The sequence below is a fragment of the Streptomyces sp. MCA2 genome, assembly GCF_023544705.1.
Taxonomy (GTDB): Bacteria; Actinomycetota; Actinomycetes; order Streptomycetales; family Streptomycetaceae; genus Streptomyces; species Streptomyces decoyicus.
This window is the reverse complement of sequence record NZ_JAMJFM010000015.1, coordinates 1-18057: the sequence shown is the minus strand read 5'-3', so window position 1 is coordinate 18057 and position 18057 is coordinate 1. Positions and strand designations below refer to the sequence as shown.

General features: G+C 70.0%; 18 protein-coding genes. 9 read left to right on the top strand and 9 right to left on the bottom strand.

What is annotated here, in order from left to right; translation table 11 throughout:
• Nucleotides 1-55: 55 nt before the first annotated feature.
• Entirely contained in the window at nt 56-1027 is a 972-nt protein-coding gene (locus M8I34_RS14755; RefSeq protein WP_308372301.1) for a serine hydrolase domain-containing protein, read from the bottom strand.
• Nucleotides 1028-1572: 545 nt separating this feature from the next.
• On the opposite strand from M8I34_RS14755, the gene M8I34_RS14750 reads away from it, so the two are divergent.
• On the top strand, nt 1573-2454 hold the full coding sequence (locus M8I34_RS14750) for a hypothetical protein (protein WP_250049947.1): 882 nt from the start codon (nt 1573-1575) through the stop codon (nt 2452-2454).
• Between the two features lie 168 nt (nt 2455-2622).
• Here M8I34_RS14750 and M8I34_RS14745 read toward each other — a convergent pair whose 3' ends face one another.
• Both M8I34_RS14745 and M8I34_RS14740 read right to left on the bottom strand, forming a co-directional pair.
• Nucleotides 2623-3186, bottom strand: coding sequence for a Clp protease N-terminal domain-containing protein (locus tag M8I34_RS14745; RefSeq protein ID WP_250049946.1), 564 nt, complete (start codon nt 3184-3186; stop codon nt 2623-2625).
• Nucleotides 3186-3395: a helix-turn-helix domain-containing protein gene (locus M8I34_RS14740; RefSeq protein WP_244418743.1), complete on the bottom strand. Its 210-nt coding sequence runs from the start codon at nt 3393-3395 to the stop codon at nt 3186-3188. Before M8I34_RS14740 ends, M8I34_RS14745 begins: the two co-directional genes overlap by 1 nt.
• 180 nt (nt 3396-3575) lie before the next feature.
• Between M8I34_RS14740 and M8I34_RS14735 the strand changes: the two genes are divergently transcribed.
• Entirely contained in the window at nt 3576-4388 is an 813-nt protein-coding gene (locus M8I34_RS14735) for an antibiotic biosynthesis monooxygenase (protein ID WP_250049945.1), read from the top strand.
• Between the two features lie 36 nt (nt 4389-4424).
• Here M8I34_RS14735 and M8I34_RS14730 read toward each other — a convergent pair whose 3' ends face one another.
• The 3 genes from M8I34_RS14730 to M8I34_RS14720 all read right to left on the bottom strand — a co-directional run bounded on the left by M8I34_RS14730 (nt 4425) and on the right by M8I34_RS14720 (nt 7497).
• On the bottom strand, nt 4425-5015 hold the full coding sequence (locus M8I34_RS14730) for a HutD family protein (RefSeq protein WP_250049944.1): 591 nt from the start codon (nt 5013-5015) through the stop codon (nt 4425-4427).
• A gap of 83 nt (nt 5016-5098) precedes the next feature.
• Nucleotides 5099-6061 (bottom strand): zinc-binding dehydrogenase, encoded by a 963-nt coding sequence (locus tag M8I34_RS14725; RefSeq protein WP_250049943.1) that lies wholly within the window; start codon nt 6059-6061, stop codon nt 5099-5101.
• Nucleotides 6062-6276: 215 nt separating this feature from the next.
• Entirely contained in the window at nt 6277-7497 is a 1221-nt protein-coding gene (locus M8I34_RS14720) for an NADP-dependent malic enzyme (RefSeq protein WP_030981781.1), read from the bottom strand.
• Between the two features lie 540 nt (nt 7498-8037).
• Between M8I34_RS14720 and M8I34_RS14715 the strand changes: the two genes are divergently transcribed.
• From M8I34_RS14715 to M8I34_RS14705, 3 genes are all read left to right on the top strand, one after another.
• Nucleotides 8038-9012, top strand: coding sequence for an ABC transporter substrate-binding protein (locus M8I34_RS14715; protein WP_250049942.1), 975 nt, complete (start codon nt 8038-8040; stop codon nt 9010-9012).
• A 62-nt stretch (nt 9013-9074) separates the two neighbouring features.
• Nucleotides 9075-10007, top strand: a complete 933-nt coding sequence (locus M8I34_RS14710) for an amino acid ABC transporter permease (protein ID WP_250049941.1) — start codon at nt 9075-9077, stop codon at nt 10005-10007.
• 47 nt (nt 10008-10054) lie between these two features.
• A complete protein-coding gene (locus M8I34_RS14705) occupies nt 10055-10807 on the top strand; it encodes an amino acid ABC transporter ATP-binding protein (RefSeq protein ID WP_030981774.1) in 753 nt (250 codons plus the stop codon).
• Nucleotides 10808-10917: 110 nt separating this feature from the next.
• On the opposite strand, the gene M8I34_RS14700 is transcribed toward M8I34_RS14705, so the two are convergent.
• Complete coding sequence (locus tag M8I34_RS14700; RefSeq protein WP_244418749.1) at nt 10918-11679, bottom strand: trans-aconitate 2-methyltransferase; 762 nt, start codon at nt 11677-11679, stop codon at nt 10918-10920.
• A 94-nt stretch (nt 11680-11773) separates the two neighbouring features.
• Here M8I34_RS14700 and M8I34_RS14695 point away from each other — a divergent pair, with 94 nt between their 5' ends.
• Nucleotides 11774-12403, top strand: a complete 630-nt coding sequence (locus M8I34_RS14695; RefSeq protein WP_244418750.1) for a CGNR zinc finger domain-containing protein — start codon at nt 11774-11776, stop codon at nt 12401-12403.
• Here M8I34_RS14695 and sodX read toward each other — a convergent pair.
• Complete coding sequence (gene sodX, locus M8I34_RS14690) at nt 12307-12777, bottom strand: nickel-type superoxide dismutase maturation protease (RefSeq protein ID WP_250049940.1); 471 nt, start codon at nt 12775-12777, stop codon at nt 12307-12309. The two genes, M8I34_RS14695 and sodX, sit on opposite strands and share 97 nt — an antisense overlap.
• 168 nt (nt 12778-12945) lie before the next feature.
• Between sodX and sodN the strand changes: the two genes are divergently transcribed.
• The 3 genes from sodN (at nt 12946) to M8I34_RS14675 (ending at nt 16398) form a co-directional block, all read left to right on the top strand.
• The gene (gene sodN, locus M8I34_RS14685; protein WP_018087486.1) at nt 12946-13341 is read left to right on the top strand and encodes a superoxide dismutase, Ni; all 396 of its coding nucleotides are present in this window, start codon (nt 12946-12948) and stop codon (nt 13339-13341) included.
• A gap of 535 nt (nt 13342-13876) precedes the next feature.
• Entirely contained in the window at nt 13877-14080 is a 204-nt protein-coding gene (locus tag M8I34_RS14680; RefSeq protein WP_250049939.1) for a hypothetical protein, read from the top strand.
• A 32-nt stretch (nt 14081-14112) separates the two neighbouring features.
• Nucleotides 14113-16398 carry a hypothetical protein gene (locus tag M8I34_RS14675; RefSeq protein ID WP_250049938.1) on the top strand — a complete coding sequence of 762 codons (2286 nt, stop codon included), beginning with the start codon at nt 14113-14115 and terminating at the stop codon, nt 16396-16398.
• An 87-nt stretch (nt 16399-16485) separates the two neighbouring features.
• On the opposite strand, the gene M8I34_RS14670 is transcribed toward M8I34_RS14675, so the two are convergent.
• Entirely contained in the window at nt 16486-17781 is a 1296-nt protein-coding gene (locus tag M8I34_RS14670; protein ID WP_250049937.1) for a sodium:proton antiporter, read from the bottom strand.
• Between the last annotated feature and the right edge of the window lie 276 nt (nt 17782-18057).

The following is an 18057-nucleotide window of genomic DNA, read 5'->3' as shown; positions in this document are numbered from 1 at the left end:
GCCGTGCCGGGGCGGGTGCGCCGCATGTGCGCCCGTCCCGGCACGGCCGCCCCGTTCAGCCCCCGGCGCCCGGGAGCTCCGGGGCCCCGACGCAGCTCCGCAGCGCCCCGATGAGCCGCTCGGCCCGCTGGTCACCACTGACGCCCATCCGGTTGGCGGTATAGGCGAAGCCGACGCCGAACTCATCGTCCCCGAAGGCGAATTGGCCGCCCGCGCCGCTGTGCGCGAAGGAGCGCGGGCCGAGCAGCCGGCGGAACGCCGAGTCGAGGAGGACGCCGGTACCCCAGCGCGCGCCGAGGTCCGGGAAGCCGGACCACGAAGGGCCGCCCGACAGCGGGACGAGCGCGTCGGTGACGGTGTCCTCGGACAGCAGTCGCGGCCCGCCGTCCACGCCGGTCGCGACCGCCGCGTACAGGGCCGCCGGCCCGCACGCCGACGACACCGCGCCCCCACCGGGGAATTCAGCGGTCAGCAGGGCAGGTGAGTTGTAGCCGTGCGGATCGTCCAGTCCGGGGAAGGGCAGTACGCCGTTCATCGTCAGGGCCCGTACGGGCAGCAGGTCGAGGTTCGTCATCGGGGCCCGCCCCTCGGCCTCCACGAGCCGGGCCAGCCGCGGCACTTCCTCCTGCGGCATCCCGATCCAGGTCCGGAGCCCCAGGGCGTCGCCGATGGCCGTACGGAAGTAGGCACCGGGTGTGTGGCCGGTCAGGCGCCGGATCACCTCGCCGACGAGGAAACCGAAGACGTGGGCGTGGTACTCGTGCGCGGTCCCGGGCTCCCAGAGGGGCTTCTGCTCCTCCAGGGCACGGATCACCGGCGTCCAGGCGGTCAGTTCCTCGAATGTCAACTGCCGCTCGACGAGCGGGATTCCGGCGGTGTGGGCGAGCACCATCCGGGTGGTGATCCCCTCCTTGCCGTGCCGGGCGAACTCGGGCCAGTAGCGGGCCACCGGGGCGTCGAGGTCCAGCGTCCCCTGCTGTGCGAGGAGATGGGCCGAGAAGCTGACGACGGCCTTGGCCAGGGACATGACGGGAAGGACCGTGTCCTCCTGCCACTCCCGCCCGTCCGGTCGTCGGCGATCCCGCCCCACAGGTCGACGACCTTGCGCCCGCCCACGAACACGGCTGCGGCGGCGCCGAGTTCACCGCGCTCGGCGAAGTTGCGGGCGCATTCGTCCGCGAAGGCTCCGTACCCCTCGTCGGCCCATCCGTGGCACGTCATCCGCGCTTCCTCTCAACGGGCACCTCGCCCCCCGTGGGCCGTCGGCCGGGTCACCCTACGTACGGGGCCACCCGGACACGATCGAATATCCGGGGCCCGGAGGAATCCGGCCACCGGGCCGCGACGGCCGAAAGCGGTGGGGCCCCAACCCGGCCCCGGCTACGCACAGTTGCCATCCGCGGCCTGGATTCACGCCGCGTAATCGGGGAAGTCACTACTTCGCACGGCTTTTCGCCCGGCACCGGGTTCCAGGGAGCCCCGACTGCCCGATTCCGCGGACCGACAGCCGTGTTCCCGACCCCGGTCTCCCCTCTGTCTGCGCACGCATCGTGAAGGCCATGAGGTAAAGCGATGTCGGAATACCTTTCGGTCGCCCGCCGGATGTGGCACCTGCTGGAGCCACTGCACGCCACGCTGTACTTCGCCCCCGAGGCCCGCCAGGTCGCCGCCGACCTCGGTCATGACGTGTCCTCCCGCTGGCCCAGCTATTTCGCCTGGCGTACGGCTCCGCTGGGCGCCGCCGGGCCCGAGCTGGTGGCCGCGACGTACTACTCCTTCAGCCCGCGGATGATCGCCCGCCACCTCCCGCGGATCTGGACCGTCGCGGACCCGGCCAAGGTGCTGGACGCGCGACTGCTTGCCATGGACCGTGCGCTGACCGCCCTGACCGACGGCCGGCTGAGCGCCGCGCAGCTCGCCGAGGCCGCCCGGCTGGCCCGCCAGGCCGCCGAGAACGCCGGGACGGCCGCCCGCCCGCTGGCCGCCGCCAATCGCGATCTGCCCTGGCCGGACGCGCCGCATCTGGTGCTCTGGCAGGCCGCCACGGTCCTCCGTGAACACCGCGGCGACGGCCATCTGGCGGCCCTGCTGACCTGCGAACTCGACCCCTGTGAGGCCCTGGTGTCGTTCGCCGCGATCGGTGCCGCGCCGGCCGCCGCCTTCGTGGGGCGCGGCTGGAGCGCCCAGGAGTGGAGCGACGCCCGGCACCGCCTCGCCGCCCGCGGCTGGATCGCTCCGGACGGTACCGCCACCGAGCGCGCCCGCAAGGAACGCGAGGCGATCGAGCGGACGACGGACCGGCTGGCGGCCGGCCCGTGGCGGGCACTGGGCCACTCCCGCGCCGAACGGCTGGCGCACCTGCTCCACCCCGTCCTCGGCGCGGTCTTCGAGGCCGGATATCTGCCCCGGCACGGCACGCTGGGAATCGGGACGGTGAAGGTCGGCTACCCGTAGGGGCGCGCCTTGCCGGGGCGGCGGTAGGGGCGCGCCCTTCCGGGGCGCCGTAGGGCACACCCTGCCTGGGCAGCCGTAGGGGGCACCTACCGGACAGGCCTGCCTCAGGGGCGCACTGCCGGACAGCCCGGGGGCGCGCCCTCGCCTACGGACCCGCCCCCGGCCGCCTCAACTCGCGCGCCTGCCCCGGGCCTCGTCGAGCACCCGCATCACATCTCCGTACGTCACCCCGTGATCGGCGAGCACCGCGGCGGCCGGTCCGGGCCTGGCGGTCAGCGCCATCAGCAGATGCTCGTCGCCGATGTAGCGCTCGCCGCGGCCGACCGCGATCCGCAGGGCACGCTCCAGCACCGACTTCGCCTCCGCGGTGAACGACCGGCGCGTCCGCTTCCGGCGCCCGGCCCGCCCGTCGTCGGCCAGCGCGCCCTCCCCGTGCGCCTCCTCCACCCGCGCCACGACCGCGTCGATGTCGATCCCGAGCCCGGCCAGCGCCTCCGCGTCGGCCGTCGACACCCCGCCGCGCCGGCGCACCGCCGCAAGGGCGTCCGTCACCGACTCCCGCCGCTCATGGACACCGAGTGCGGCGAGCACCCCGGCGGCCGGTGAATCCGTACGGTCCAGCAGCGCGACCAGCAGCTCCGGTTCGCCGATCGTGCCGCTGCCCATACGGTCCGCCTGCTGCACGGCGCCGCGTACCACCGCACGCGCCTCGGCCGTGAACTTCTCGAACATCAGCGCCTCCCGTGCTTCTTGTGCACTGCCTGCCTGCTGATACCCAGCTCCGCCGCGATCTCCTGCCACGACCAGCCCTTCGCACGGGCGCTGCGCACCTGTACGGCTTCGAGCTGCTCCAGCAGCCGACGGAGCGCGGCCACGGCGCGGAGCCCGATCCTGGGGTCCCGGTCGCCGGCCCGCTCGGCGAGATCCGTTGCTTCGGTCATGGATGTCAATTTACGTTGACACTCCGAACAGTGTCAACCATCATTGACACCCAGATCCCCGGATCCCCAGATCCCCGGATCCCCAGTTCCCCGGCTCCCCCACTCCCCTTGACCTCAACCGCACTTGACGATGCAGGCTCCCGCACACGCACCGCCCTCCCCACACGGAACGGAGCCCCGATGCCCCGCACCACCGACTTCCCCGACGCCCGCCGGGGCGACGCGGCGACCGTCCTCGTCAGCCCCTGGCTCGTGCCCGCCGCCGCGCTCCAGCGCGCCGCGGCCGACTCCGTGCTCGCCGAGTGGGAGCGCCAGAAGCGCCCGGACGCCATGCTCGCGCTCACCACCTTCCTGAGCACCGACGGCAGCCACGTCCTCAACTACGCGCAGTGGACGGATGACGGCGCCCACCGGGAATGGGCGCGCACCGTACGGCCCGCGGCCGTCGGCCGGATCGACGCGGCGGTCACCGGCATCCGGCGGCCCGGCCTGACCCGCTACCGCCGCCACCGCAGCCATGTCCCGGAAGGGCCCGGCCCGCGCCCCGCCCTCCTGGTCACCCCCGCCTTCGCCACGACCGGCCCGGATGCCCAACGCGCCCTCGCCGACACCGTCGTAGGGACGCTGGACCGCGAACCGGTGCCGGGGCTGCTCGGCGTTCATGTGCACCTGAGCCAGGACGGTGCACGGGTGCTCCTCTACCAGGAGTGGGCCGGCGCTTCGGCGTGGCGGGAATCCACCGGCCACGGAGCGTCCGCGCGCCTGAGGGCAACGATCGAGGCCCTGGAGGGCGTATCGCCCACTCCGGCCGTATCCGCGGCGCCCGCATCAGCGGATCCCCCAACGGGCGAACACCCCGACGCGCCCGAGACGCGCGACGTGCCCGACGCGCCCGGCCTACCCGACGTGCCGCAGTACCGCCTGCACGCCTCCCTGCTCAACATCCCCGCAACGGCCGCCGGGACCGCAGCCACAGACGGGCGGCAGCCCTAGGGGCGCCCCTCCCCTTGGGTCTGGAGGCGCCTCCCCCTAGAGGGGCTCGGGACCGGCGGCCGACAAGGCGATCACCGCCGCGGTGCCGTCCGTCCACAGGTCGGCGGCGGCCGCGTCCGGCCCCGTCAGCAGCGCCGCGTCGAACCGCTCCAGCTGCGCCCGGTGCGCACCGTCCTCCGCGAGCCGGGTACGTCCCTCGGCCGCCACCACCAGAACCTCCTGCGGACCGTCGGCTCCCTCGGCACAACCGTCAGCCGGCCGCCGCCGCGGCCACACCACCCGGCTTCCCCGCACCATCTCCACGGTCGCCGCCGCCCGCCCCTCCCGGAGCATCACATTGAGGTTGACCACGGGACCGTCCAGCAGCCGGGAGTCGGTGGCGGCGGCGCCGGGGAAGGCGAACGGGCGGCAGCGGTCCGGGAGGAGCCGCGGGGCGCCGTCCACCGTCAGCTCCAGCCCGGCGCCGTCGACGACGGTGAGGATCCGGCGGACGCCGGGCAGCGGCGAGTACGGCCCGTCCCGGGTGACGTCCGCCAGGCTGACCCGCCAGGCGAAGGCGTCCCAGCCGGCGCCCGGCGGATGGACGGCGATCTCCCGGGTCACCCCGCCGCCGTTGCTCCACGGCATGGCGGAGCGCCCTTCCGCCCGCAGGATCCGCACCGTTCCGCCCCCTCGATAATTGACGAACCGTCAGCCGTCACCCACCACCGTCAGACCGTCAGTACGACCTTGCCGAACAGCTCGCCCGCCGCCATCTTCGTGAAGCCCTCTCGCGCCCGGTCCAGCGGCAGCGTCGAGTCGATGACCGGCCGGATGCCCTTGGCCGCGCAGAAGCTGAGCAGCGACGCCAGCTCCTCCTTGCTGCCCATCGTGGAGCCGACGATCTTCAGCTCCAGGAAGAAGATCCGGTTGAGCTCCCCGCTCTTCGGGGTGAAGCCGCTGGTGGCGCCCGAGATGACCAGAGTGCCGCCGGGGCGCAGCGACTTGATGGAGTGCGACCAGGTGGCGGCGCCGACCGTCTCGATCACCGCGTCCACCCGCTGCGGCAGCCGCTCGCCGGTCGCGAACACCGCCTCGGCGCCCAGCTCCAGCGCCCGCTTGCGCTTGGCCTCGTCCCGGCTGGTGGCGAAGATCCGCAGGCCCGCGGCCGCGCCCAGCACGATGGCGGCCGTCGCGACGCCGCCGCCGGCGCCCTGCACCAGCACGCTGTCCCCGGGCCGTACGCCCGCGTTGGTGAACAGCATCCGGTACGCGGTCAGCCAGGCGGTCGGCAGACAGGCGGCCTCCGCGAAGGACAGCTCCTTCGGCTTGGGCAGCACATTCCAGGCCGGGACGGTGACCTGCTCCGCGAAGGTGCCCTGGTAGCGCTCGGTGAGGATGGAGGGCTTCTCCTTGGGGCCGACGCCGTGGCCGGTCTGCCCGATGACGGAGTGCAGCACGACCTCGTTGCCGTCCGCGTCCACTCCGGCGGCATCGCAGCCGAGGATCATCGGCAGGCTGTCGTCGGTGATCCCCACTCCGCGCAGCGACCACAGGTCGTGGTGGTTGAGGGAGGCGGCCTTGACGTTGACGGTCGTCCAGCCGGGGCGTACGTCGGGGGCGGGGCGCTCCCCCAATTCGAGGCCGTTCAGCGGCTGGTCAGGGTCGATGCGGGCGGCATAGGCAGCAAACATGATCCCAACGTAGGCCGCGGACGGGCGCTGCGGTACCGCGTACGGGTGTGACACGCACCGCGCCCGCGCGATCACCGGCCACGGGCCACACGCCACACGCCATCGGCCACCGGCCACCGGCCACCGGCCACCGGCCACCGGCACCACAACGGGCCGGGCCCGCACCGGTGAGGGTGCGGGCCCGGCCCGTTGGCGTACGACACCTGGCGCCGCGGTCAGCGGCGCGCCACGCCTTCCGCACGGGCGGCGGCCGCGACGGCGGCGGTGACGGCCGGGGCGACCCGCTCGTCGAACGGCGAGGGGATGACCCGGTCGGCGCTGAGTTCGTCGGCGACGACGGCGGCCAGCGCCTCGGCGGCGGCGAGCTTCATGCCCTCCGTGATCCGCGTGGCCCGCACCTGCATGGCGCCGGCGAAGATGCCCGGGAAGGCCAGCACGTTGTTGATCTGGTTCGGGTAGTCGCTGCGCCCGGTGGCGACCACGGCCGCGTACTTGTGCGCGACGTCCGGGTGGATCTCCGGGGTCGGGTTGGCCATCGCGAAGATCAGCGAGTCCTTCGCCATCTTCGCCACCGCCTCCTCCGGCACCGTGCCGCCGGAGACACCGATGAAGACATCGGCGCCCTCCAGTGCCTCCTCCAGCGAGCCGGTCAGCCGGCCCTTGTTGGTGAAGCCGGCCACCTCGCGCTTGACGTCCGTGAGGTCGCTGCGGTCGGCGGAGACGACGCCCTTGCGGTCACAGACCGCGACGTCTCCGATGCCCGCCTCGATGAGGATCTTGGCGATGGCGACCCCGGCCGCGCCGGCACCCGAGATGACCGCCCGCAGCTGGCCGAGCGACCGGTCGGTGAGCTTGGCCGCGTTGCGCAGCGCGGCCAGCGTGACCACGGCGGTGCCGTGCTGGTCGTCGTGGAAGACCGGGATGTCCAGCTGCTCCTGGAGCCGGCGCTCGATCTCGAAGCACCGGGGCGCCGAGATGTCCTCCAGATTGACTCCGCCGAAGGACGGGGCCATCCGGACCACGGTCTCGATGATCTCGTCGGTGTCGGTGGTGCCGAGCGCGATCGGCACGGCGTCCACACCACCGAACTGCTTGAAGAGAATGGCCTTGCCCTCCATCACGGGGAGGGAGGCCTCCGGGCCGATGTCGCCCAGGCCCAGCACCGCGGTGCCGTCCGTGACCACGGCGACGACCTGGGACTTCCAGGTGTAGTCGTAGACCAGCTCGGGCTGTTCGGCGATGGCGCTGCACACCTTGGCGACGCCCGGTGTGTACGCGAGGGACAGGTCGTCCTTGTCGCGGACCGGCACCGTCGCCTGGATGGCCATCTTGCCGCCGCGATGCAGCGCGAAAGCCGGATCGAAGGCGTCGGGCGCACTGCCCGCACCCGCACCGGTATTGCTGTCGCTGCGAGGATTGACGATCTCCGCTGCCACTTGTCTTACCCCTTTAATCGTAAATCTGCTGAGGGTGGCCACTCCCTGGTTGAGGGGTGGGCGGGCACCGCGTCCGCGCCGTGCGCAGCAGATGGCCGCCGCGCGCGGGGAGGTACGGACGCCGGGCGCGCCGCACACGCGCCCTGAGCCCCGGATGAGGGGTGTAACGCACCTTTCTACCGGACGGGCGCGGGGCCCGACGAGTCAGATTGCCCACCCTCGGCTTCAGAGTTCCGACAATAACCGCGAAATGCGCAAAAAACTCAGAAGAGCTATCCCTCGCCAGTCCGGACTTCGAGACACCCGGAGCCGCCGGACGGCCCGGGACATACCGCGGCACGGAGGATCCCCTTGCGGCACAAGGCCGCTGCCCCCGCCACTCCGTCCGTTATCCGATTTTGACCATAACGACAGTCCGCATTCCGGAGTACGGATGGCAGGATTCCGTCACCAACCGAGGTCACGACGCTCGAAGGTGTGCCTCCGGCCCTTTTGTCACGTCTTTGTCACGTCGGCTTCTCCATCCGCAGGAGGATCAGCATGACCGCAAGCACCACCCGTCGCTCGGCCGTCGGCAGGTCTCGCACAGCCGTGGCCGCGGCGACCGCGGTCGCCGCCTCGCTGCTGTTGCTCAGCGCCTGCGGCGACCAGACGGACGCGGCCATCGCCAAACGTGAAGCGAAGAAGAACCGCAACGTCAATGCGCCGCTGTTCAAGAAGCTGCCCAAGGACGTCCAGGAAAAGGCCATGCTCCAGGTCGGTTCGGACATCACGTATAAGCCGGTGGAATTCCGCTCCAACGGCAAGGTCGAGGGCATCGATCCGGATCTGGCCGAGGCGATGAGCAAGGAGCTGGGCATCAAGCTCAACTTCAACAACGCCACCTTCGACACCCTCATGGGCGGCTTGAAGTCCAAGCGCTACGACATCGCGATGTCGGCGATGACGGACACCAAGGAGCGCCAGGAGGGCATCGACAGCAACAACGGCCAGAAGATCGGCGAGGGCGTCGACTTCATCGACTACCTCAACGTCGGCGTCTCGCTCTACGTCCAGAAGGGCAAGGCCAACGGCGTCGACGGCTGGGAAACCCTGTGCGGCAAGAAGATCGCGGTGCAGCGCGGCACCGTCTCGCACGACCTGGCCAAGGACAAGTCGAAGGCCTGTGAGAAGAACGGCGAGCAGCCGATCGCGATCGAGGCGTTCGACAACGACTCCGAGGCCCAGACCCGGCTGCGCACCGCCGGTGTGGACGCCGTCTCCAGCGACTACCCGGTCGCGGCGTACGCGGTGAAGGTCTCCGGTGGCGGCAAGGATTTCGAGATGGTCGGCGGCGCGCCGCTCAAGGCGGCCCCGTACGGCATCGCGGTTCCCAAGGGCAAGCAGCAGCTGCGTGATGCGCTCCAGGCCGCGCTGGAACTCACGATCAAGAACGGCTCGTACGCCAAGGTCCTGGACAAGTGGGACGTCAAGGATGCCGCGGTCAAGAAGGTCGAGCTCAATGGCGGCTCCTGAGCCGCCGGAAGCCGTCCCGTCCCCTCCGCGCCCCTCCCGCCGAATGCTGAAAGGCAACACCCGTGTCAGTTGACGTCGACAAGTCGCCGGCGGACGCTCCGCCGCCCCAGCCCGAGCCGATCAAAGCCATCCCGGTCCGCCATTACGGCCGGTGGGTGGCGGCGATCGTCGTCATCGGGCTGGTCGCCCTGCTCGGCCGGGCCTTCGCCTCCGGGAACGTCAACTGGGACGCCATCCCCGAGTACATGTTCAACGCGGACATCCTCAAGGGCCTGCGCAACACCCTGCTGATCACCGTGCTGTCGATGATCATCGGTGTCGTCCTCGGTGTGATCCTGGCCGTGATGCGCCAGTCCAAGAACCCGGTGACCTCGACCGTGGCCTGGTTCTACGTCTGGTTCTTCCGCGGTACGCCGGTCTATGTCCAGCTGTTCCTGTGGTTCAACCTGGGCCTCGTCTTCCAGTACATCGACATCATGCCGATCTACAAGGACGAGTGGTCGGACTTCATGACCCCGTTCCTGTGCGCGCTGCTGGGCCTCGGCCTCAACGAGGCGGCGTACATGGCGGAGATCTGCCGGGCCGGCCTCAACGCCGTCGACGAGGGCCAGACCGAGGCGGCGCACGCGCTGGGCATGAGCCACGCCAAGACGCTGCGCCGGATCGTGGTGCCGCAGGCGATGCGGGTGATCGTGCCGCCGACCGGCAACGAGGTCATCAACATGCTCAAGACGTCCTCGCTGGTCATCGCCGTCCAGTACTACGATTTGCTACAGGCCGCGCAGAACGTCGGACGGGACTCCGGTGTCGTCGTGGAGATGCTGATCCTCGCCGCCGTCTGGTACCTGATCGCCACCACGGTGCTGAGCATCGGCCAGTACTACCTCGAGCGCTACTACGCTCGCGGCTCCAGCCGCCAGCTCCCGCTCACCCCGTTGCAACGCGCCAAGTCGAAGCTGTCCGGCGGCTTCAACCGCCCCGGAGGTATGGGATGACCAGCAAGATCACGACGAGCAAGGCCGCCGGCACGAGCGGCGGTCCGATGGTCAAGGCCGAGGGCGTCCACAAGTCCTTCGGCGCGGCCCACATCCTCAAGGGCATCGACCTGGAGGTCGCGCCGCGGGAGGTCTTCTGCCTGATCGGCCCGTCCGGCTCCGGCAAGTCGACGTTCCTGCGCTGCATCAACCACCTGGAGAAGGTCAACGCCGGCCGGCTGTCCGTCGACGGCGAACTGGTCGGCTACCGCGAGCACCACGGCAAGCTCTACGAGCTGCGCGACAGGGAGGTCGCCGCCCGCCGCCGCGATATCGGCATGGTCTTCCAGCGCTTCAACCTCTTCCCGCACATGACCGCGGTGGAGAACATCATGGAGGCGCCGATCCAGGTCAAGGGCGAGTCGAAGTCCGCCGCCCGGGAGCGGGCGGTCAAGCTCCTGGACCGCGTCGGACTGTCCGACAAGGCCGCGAACTACCCCTCGCAGCTCTCCGGCGGCCAGCAGCAGCGCGTCGCCATCGCCCGTGCGCTGGCGATGGAGCCCAAGCTGATGCTCTTCGACGAGCCGACCTCGGCCCTCGACCCGGAGCTGGTCGGTGACGTCCTGGACGTCATGAAGGATCTGGCCGCGGACGGTATGACGATGATCGTCGTGACCCATGAGATGGGCTTCGCCCGCGAGGTCGGCGACTCGCTGGTCTTCATGGACGACGGTGTGGTCGTCGAATCCGGCCACCCGCGCGAGGTCCTCGGCAATCCGCAGCACGACCGGACGAAGTCGTTCCTGTCGAAGGTGCTGTAGGAAGGCGACGGCCCGGGACGAGCCGCGGCGGGACCTCTCCTTCCGGAGAGCGTCCCGCCGCGGTTCGTCGTTCCCGTTCCGCCCCGGCGCCGCCGCGGCGCGTCATGGCCCTACTTCAGGCCCAGCACCAGCCCGTCCGTGGGCGAGGCCCAGACCGGCCGGGCCTCCGCGAAGCCGGATTCGCGCAGGACGGCCGCGTGCCATGCCGCCGAGGGGGTGTCGCCGTCCGCGTGCTCGCCGTAGATCTCGAAGCGCTCGGCGGTCGGCGCGGCCAGCCGCGGGTCGGCAGCGGCCAACTGCCACCACTCGGCCCAGTCGACGGCGCCGGACGCCTTCGCCTCTTCCCTGCGCGCATGCCGGAAGGCCCGCTCGGCGGCGTTGATCCGCGGGGTGCCCTCCTCGGGCATGTGGTCGGCGTTCATGAAGACCCCGCCGTCCCGCACCAGGGTGCCGAGCTGCCCGTACAGCCCCCGGAGGTCCTCGGTGTACAGCCAGTGCAGTGCGGTGGCGGTGAGCACCGCGTCGTACGAGTCGTGCGGCAGCTTCTCCGTCCACCGGGGGTCCTTGAGATCGGCCCGTACGAAGCGGACCCGGGACTCGCCTTCGAAGTACCCTTCCGCGATGGCCAGCAGCGCGGGATCCAGATCGACGCCCACACTCTCGGCCTTGGGGAACCGCTTCAGCAGCCGGTCGGAGATACTTCCCGTGCCGCACGCGAGGTCCAGAACCCGGGGCTCGGGGCCCACCAGCGCCTCGACCATGTCCAGCATCACCCGGAACCGCTCCTCGCGGTCGGGGAGGTACCACTCCTGCTGGCGGTCCCAACTGTTCTGCCACGCCTGCCAATCGGCGCCGACGACGGTCTCGGTCATCGCTTCCCCTCCAGGCCGTAATACCCTCGTACTAAGGACACCCCTTACTACGAGCAAGTACCCGTACCTTAGCCCCCGCCCGTAAGGACTACAAGTGGAACTGGCCTATTACTCGGACTATGCCGTGCGACTGGTCAACACCGAGCAGCCCGAGCGCGGCACCGACAGCCTCACCTCGGTCGAGGTCGTACGGGAACTCTTCGGCCCCGCCCAGCAGGCCGCCCGGCGCGCGACCGACAGCGACGTGACCCGGCTGCGCACGGTCCGCGCCCGGCTGCGCGCCGTCTTCGAGGCCGCCGACGCCGGCGACGAGGTGCTGGCCGTGGACCTGCTCAACGCCCTGATGATGGAGTTCCCCGTCAGCCCGCAGATCTCCGGCCACGAATACCGGGACGACAACGGCCGCCCCGACTGGCACATGCACATCGCCGACCACGCCGCCAACGCGACCGCCGGCTTCACCGCGACCGCCTGTATGGGACTGGCCTTCCACCTCACCGAGCTGGGCGTGGACCGGCTGGGCCTCTGCGAGGCACGGCCGTGCCGCAACGTCTACCTGGACACCTCGACCAACCGCTCCCGGCGCTACTGCTCCGACCGCTGCGCGACCCGCGCCAATGTCGCCGCCTACCGCGCCCGCAAGCGCCTGGAGAGCGAGCGCTCGGCCCTCACCGGCCGGACCGCCGACACCACCCAGGACAGCACCCCGGCGACCGACCGCTGAATCCCCCGCGGCGGCCGCACCCGCACCCAGGCACGGGCGAGGACCAGTTCGTCCGGAACCACCCCGAATTCCCGGCTGTCGTTCTCGACGAACGGATTGTCCCCCTGCACCCACCAGCCGCCGTCACGCCGCTGCACGGCCCGCTTGACGATCAGCAGATCCTGCCGGAACGGATGCCGCAGCACGACCACGTCACCGGGCCGCACCGCCGCCCCGTACTGCACCACCAGCTGATCGCCGGGCCGCAGCGTCGGCACCATCGACGGGTTGTAGACCTCGGCCAGCCCGAAGGCGCGAAGGAGCCCGCCCCGCTCGTGCCCCGCCTCCGGGTCCTCGCCCCGCTCCGGCCCACGCTCATGTACCCGCTCCGGCATCCCGTACCTCCCGGCCCAGCCCCGGTCCGACCCGCTCACCGGTCCATCCTCCATCAGTCCCGCCCCGGCCCCGGACTTTTGCCCTAAGACCCCCGGGCCGACCACGAAAAGCCTTCCCGCACCGAGTAATCTCGCACCTGAGAAGACGATCACGAGGAAGGACTGAACATGCTTTCCCGCCTGTTCGCCCCCAAGGTGAAGGTCAGCGCCCACTGCGACCTGCCCTGCGGCGTGTACGACCCTGCCCAGGCCCGCATCGAGGCCGAGTCCGTCAAGGCCGTCCAGGAGAAGTACCAGGCCAACGAGGACGCGGACTTCCGCACCCGCGCCGTCCTGATCAAGGAGCAGCGCGCCGAGCTGGCCAAGCACCACGTCTCGGTGCTGTGGAGCGACTACTTCAAGCCGCCGCACTTCGAGAAGTACCCGGAGCTGCACCAGCTGATCAACGACACCCTCAAGGCCCTCAGCGCCGCCAAGGGGTCCCACGACCCGGCGACCGGCCAGAAGGCCCTGGACTACATCGCCCAGATCGACAAGATCTTCTGGGAGACCAAGAAGGCCTGATCTCCGGCTGGGCGGCCTGACCCGCACTTTCACGGGCGTCGCCGCCACCTGTCCGCACCCGGTCCGCATGCCGCCCCACAGGGCGTCCGTGACGGAGCGGGTGCGGTCTTCTTTTGTGGCATGGGTGCGAAGGCCGGGGCACTCGGGCCTGGCGGCTCCTCGAACGGCGACTCGGGGCCTCCATGGGCCTCTTCGACGCTCACACTTAAAATCTCTAAGTTGCCGCAGCGTTCTACGCATGTGAAGTCACGAAGGTCGAGCGAGTGCCGCTTCCTCTGCTCCCTTCAAGCCTGTACGGCTTACTCGAACTCTGGGTCCGTGCGGCGTGCACAGTCAGACGCTTACGCCGAGCGGACAGAAAAAGCCAGAAAGCGATCACACAGTGGGTGAATTCTGACACCATTGCGCGAATCTCACTTTCTGCGGGCACCTCGCAATGTTTTGTCACATCATGTGTCTCGACGAGGTCGCACGCATCAGGGCACCCGTCAAGGCTCGACGATCTCCGTCGCGCCGTGAGCAAGGGGAGCCGTGCGTGGCGACATCCACAGAGGGCAGGGACGAGGACTCGGCACCTTTGAGTAATTCGAAAGGCTTGGAGTCCATCCTGAAGCAGCTGACGGAGATTCAGCAGGCCCAGGAGCAACAGATTAGGAAGTCTAAACTGGAGCGGGTGCCGGCTTTCTTCTCAGCCGCCGTCCAGGGCCTTAAATTCCTGATCGATATTCTGCGCACCTGATTTTGACGACCGGAAAAATGCGAGGTAGCGAGATGACTGGAATTCCTGACGGGCCGTTTCCCATTCCTGCCCCACCAGATGAACAGCGGGAATGGGTCGATGCCGGCCTGAATACCCCGGGCGTGAATACGGCACGCGAGGCCCTGGAAAGCTTTGCTCCCTTCGTTGTCGACTTGAAGGGTATGCTCACCGCACCCGACAGAGACGGCAAGCGACGGTTCACCGAGAGCGCACTGCGAAATGTGCACACAGAAGCCGGAGAAATGCTTGTAGCCGTCGTACGCATGCACGGCGCCGGTGGCAGCGTCTGGGAGTACAACGAGAGGATCAGCTCATCCTGGCATTCTCTCGCCAACCCCGCGGCGCTGCGCGAGGAGGAACGCTCGCTCTCCCATGTGCGCCCGTACACGCGGGTGAAGAGCGACGGCAGTGCGGAGATACTGGCCGCCGTGGAGAGTGTGACGGCGAGCCGTGAAGTGCTGGTCGCAAACCTGGAGAAAGCCGCGAAGGAGCTGTCCCAGAGGGAAGGGTCGCGCCCCTACGACCTGGAGCAAGACCTCATCCTGAACGGACAGCAGGAGCCCGGCCTCTACCTCGCCCAGCACGTACGCATTGAGGAACCCCCTTTGCGGGACTCCGAGGGTAATTTCCGGCATCCCACGGAACACTGGCACTGGATGGCCGTGCGAGGAAACAACAGGACGGAGCGGCGCCAGCGAATCTACGGAGTGACGTCCGCCGAAGTTCTCGCCGGAATGCCGGTCAAGCACATCGGCGGCGACGGCGAGCAAATCATCTTTGATCCCAACATCTGGCTGACTCGCTTGTCCGAGTTACTCAACGCGGAATATGCGATGCACTTGAAGACCGCGGGCGCGAAGGAAATGGACGAAGTTCCCCGAGCCGTCCGTGCCTCCAAGGTGGCGGTCGTGGAATCCCATCTGGTCGTCGGATGCCCTACGCCTCGCAGGCTCTATCGCATCGTGCAGATGAGCAACAGGCGGGACCACGTCCATCCTCCACTGGAATTCACCCCCAACGACCGCGGACGTGCCCTGGGGCGCAGCACACTGGGTATTTACGTGGCCGAGGGGGCCCTTGACGAGGAAATGGCCGCGGTCCTCTCAGGCAGCGCCCCCATCTCGGACGTTCCCGGCATTCCGTCGGATGCCAAGGTATCCGAAATGCGAGATATCCGGTCGATGCAGCTCCTGAGGGAACTGTTCCCCGTCGATCGGCGCAAACGCCTGCTGATCCGGCGCGCCCTCAGCGAGTCTCCGCCGTCCCAGTTGAGCGCACCAGAGGTCAATAGGCGCGCACGCGCCTGGTCCGCCCTCACGTCCGAAAGCTATCCCAATCCGTGGAATCCACGCATTGCGGAGGTATTTCAGCTCGCCGATATCCGCGATGGCTTGGACCCCTCACGGAGGCGGCTGCCGGAACTGCTCGCCGCGGCAGAGGATGATGACGGAGCGTTTGAAGAGCTGATCGCTTTCCGCGCCGCACACTGGCTCGCCGCCTTCGACATCATCGACGCAGACCGGGGGTCTTTGACCGGTCAGAAGACCGACGACGAGGGGACGCAGGCCGCCCGAGTGCGGCGAACGGTCAAAAACAACCTGATGGCCATGCGGAACCACCGGCGGAAGGCCGTCGGCGTACTGCGGGAGCTGGCATCCGCGATGGACGAGGGCGACCGGAGGCCGCGGAAGGTGGCGGAGTCCGGGGAGCCTCTCGTCGAGCCGATGAACCGCGCCTGGTTCAACCGCGAGTTCCCGAAGGAGTCGGGCGCACGAACCCGAGGATCCTCCGTGGCGCGCACCCGGGGCAGCGGCTCGGGCGGCCCTGCGCCCACCGCGTCGACCGGCAGTTCGCCGTCCCCTGGGACACCGGCCGGCACCGGGAGAGACGCGGCGGGGGGCCACGAAACAGCGGGCCAGAATGCCTCGGCCACGGGACAGGACAGCGGACCCCACACGTCCGGGGAGCCGATGGGCCTCGCCGCTGCCGACAACCTGTCCGGGGATGCCCCTTCTGCGGGGAGCCCTGGCGCGCACGGTTCCGCTCCCCAGGGCGACGGCGTCTCGGGCCTTCCTGCGTTGGCCGAGGAACTCGAGCGGAAGGTCAGGCTCCTGGTCGAGGAGGTATCCGCGCTCCGGACGGTCACCGTGCGTCTCGCAGACCGTGCCCGGGAGGAGTCCGTGGCTCACCCCCTCAGCCGCCAGAAAGCGGACGGGGCGGGACTGGGGATGATGACGGCCGAAGTCGAGCTGCGCCGGCTGCGATCCGTGCTGGACGGTATGGCCGAGCCTCTCTGAACTTCTGGCGGGTGGGCGGCGGAGCGGGGGCGGTCCTCCTCTACCCGTAAGCGGGCGGGAGAAGAGGGAGCAGCGGGTGGGCAACGCTCACGACGGCGCCGGGCCGCCGCCCCGTCGCCACCCCCGGTGCAGACCCCCCGCCGCCATCCCCCTCACGGGCAGCTCGTCCTGTGTGGTTCCGGCCGGGCCGTGGTCCTTGGTTGTTGCTGCTTTGCCGTAGCGGTTCGCCAGGGGGGCGGAGGTGAGGCCGTGGGCGAGGACGCTGAGCAGGACGGTGCAGGCGACGACCGGGACCACCGCCTGGGTGTCGGGGGTCTTGAGTTCCTCGACCGCCAGCAGGCCGAAGATGATCGAGGCCAGGCCGCGGGGGCCGAACCAGCCCACGAACAGCACCGTTCTGGCGTCCAGACCGCTGCCGATCAGGCACAGCGCGACGGGCAGCATGCGGATCACCGTGAGGCTCAGTACGGCGTAGACCACGGTGTGCCAGGTGAAGTGGCCGAATGCCTCCGGAAGCAGGAGGGCGCCGAAGACCAGCCAGACCAGCACGGAGAACAGCGAGGCGGTCTGCTCGACGTAGAGCAGCACCCGTTGGGGGGCACCGTGCGTCGATCCGAAGGCCAGGCCGGCGACGAAGGCGGCGACGAAGCCGTTGCCGCCGATCGCGAGGGCGGAGGTGTAGCCGAGGAGGGCCAGGGCCAGTACGCCCGCGCCGGCGAAGTCCTCGGCCGCCCAGCCGTTGCGGAGGGTGGTCCGCAGCAGCCATCCGGCGGCCAGTCCGACCACCGCCCCGTATGCCGCACCGACGGCGAGCTGCACCAGGGCATGGCCGGTGGCATCCGGTCCGGCGGCACCCTCGGCCGCGGACACTCCGGCCAGGGCGAGCACCACCAGGGGTGTGGCGATGCCGTCGTTCAGGCCGCTCTCCACGTTGATGAGCCGGCGGATCCTCGCGGGCACCACGGGGTTGACCATCATCGTGGCGCCGAGCGCGGCGTCCGTCGGGGCGAGCGCGGCCCCGACGTACAGCGCGGCCCATCCCGAGACGCCGGGGAGCAGGACGGCCGCCACCAGTGTGCCCAGGCATACACACAGGGGCAGCCCGATGCCCAGCAGCCGTGCGTAGAGGCCGAGTTCCGGGCGCAGGGCGCGGAAGGAGAGCCGGGAGGCATCGGTGAAGAGCACCCAGACCAGGGTGATCTCCGCGAGTACCTTCACGGTCTCGTGCGGAAGCGGCAGGTCGAGGACGCCGGTGCCCTCGCCCAGCAGCAGCCCCAGCAGGACGAACGCGGCCGGAGCGGTCAGCTCGAAGCGCTCCATCCGCCGTGAACACAGGCACCACAGGAACAGCAGGAGCAGGACCAGGGAAAAGGTGCCATCCACGCGGGTCTCCAGGGGCTCGGCCGCACCGGCTTTCGGGCACCCCCACTCTCGGCCCTCGGCCCCTCGGCCGACCGGTCCCCGAGAGGCACGACGGCGGCTTTCACACGGTTGGTGGACGGACCCGGCCGCCCTGCCCCGCACACGCCGCCGCACCGGCCCGTCGGTCCCATGAGCGGGCGCGTTCAGAAGCCTCCCAGGCCGTTTCCGCAAAGTCCCGTCCGCCTCGCGGCGTCCGGCGCGCCCTACGGGCGAACGACCAGACGTTGAAGCCAGGCC

Coding starts and splice junctions, on each gene's coding strand:
- M8I34_RS14745 (WP_250049946.1), bottom strand. CDS start 3,186: ATGTTCGAGAAGTTCACGGCCGAGGCGCGTGCGGTGGTACGCGGCGCC.
- M8I34_RS14750 (WP_250049947.1), top strand. CDS start 1,573: ATGTCGGAATACCTTTCGGTCGCCCGCCGGATGTGGCACCTGCTGGAG.
- M8I34_RS14725 (WP_250049943.1), bottom strand. CDS start 6,061: ATGTTTGCTGCCTATGCCGCCCGCATCGACCCTGACCAGCCGCTGAAC.
- sodX (WP_250049940.1), bottom strand. CDS start 12,777: ATGCCGGAGCGGGTACATGAGCGTGGGCCGGAGCGGGGCGAGGACCCG.
- M8I34_RS14755 (WP_308372301.1), bottom strand. CDS start 1,027: ATGTCCCTGGCCAAGGCCGTCGTCAGCTTCTCGGCCCATCTCCTCGCA.
- M8I34_RS14705 (WP_030981774.1), top strand. CDS start 10,055: ATGGTCAAGGCCGAGGGCGTCCACAAGTCCTTCGGCGCGGCCCACATC.
- M8I34_RS14715 (WP_250049942.1), top strand. CDS start 8,038: ATGACCGCAAGCACCACCCGTCGCTCGGCCGTCGGCAGGTCTCGCACA.
- M8I34_RS14730 (WP_250049944.1), bottom strand. CDS start 5,015: ATGCCGTGGAGCAACGGCGGCGGGGTGACCCGGGAGATCGCCGTCCAT.
- M8I34_RS14700 (WP_244418749.1), bottom strand. CDS start 11,679: ATGACCGAGACCGTCGTCGGCGCCGATTGGCAGGCGTGGCAGAACAGT.
- sodN (WP_018087486.1), top strand. CDS start 12,946: ATGCTTTCCCGCCTGTTCGCCCCCAAGGTGAAGGTCAGCGCCCACTGC.
- M8I34_RS14740 (WP_244418743.1), bottom strand. CDS start 3,395: ATGACCGAAGCAACGGATCTCGCCGAGCGGGCCGGCGACCGGGACCCC.
- M8I34_RS14735 (WP_250049945.1), top strand. CDS start 3,576: ATGCCCCGCACCACCGACTTCCCCGACGCCCGCCGGGGCGACGCGGCG.
- M8I34_RS14675 (WP_250049938.1), top strand. CDS start 14,113: ATGACTGGAATTCCTGACGGGCCGTTTCCCATTCCTGCCCCACCAGAT.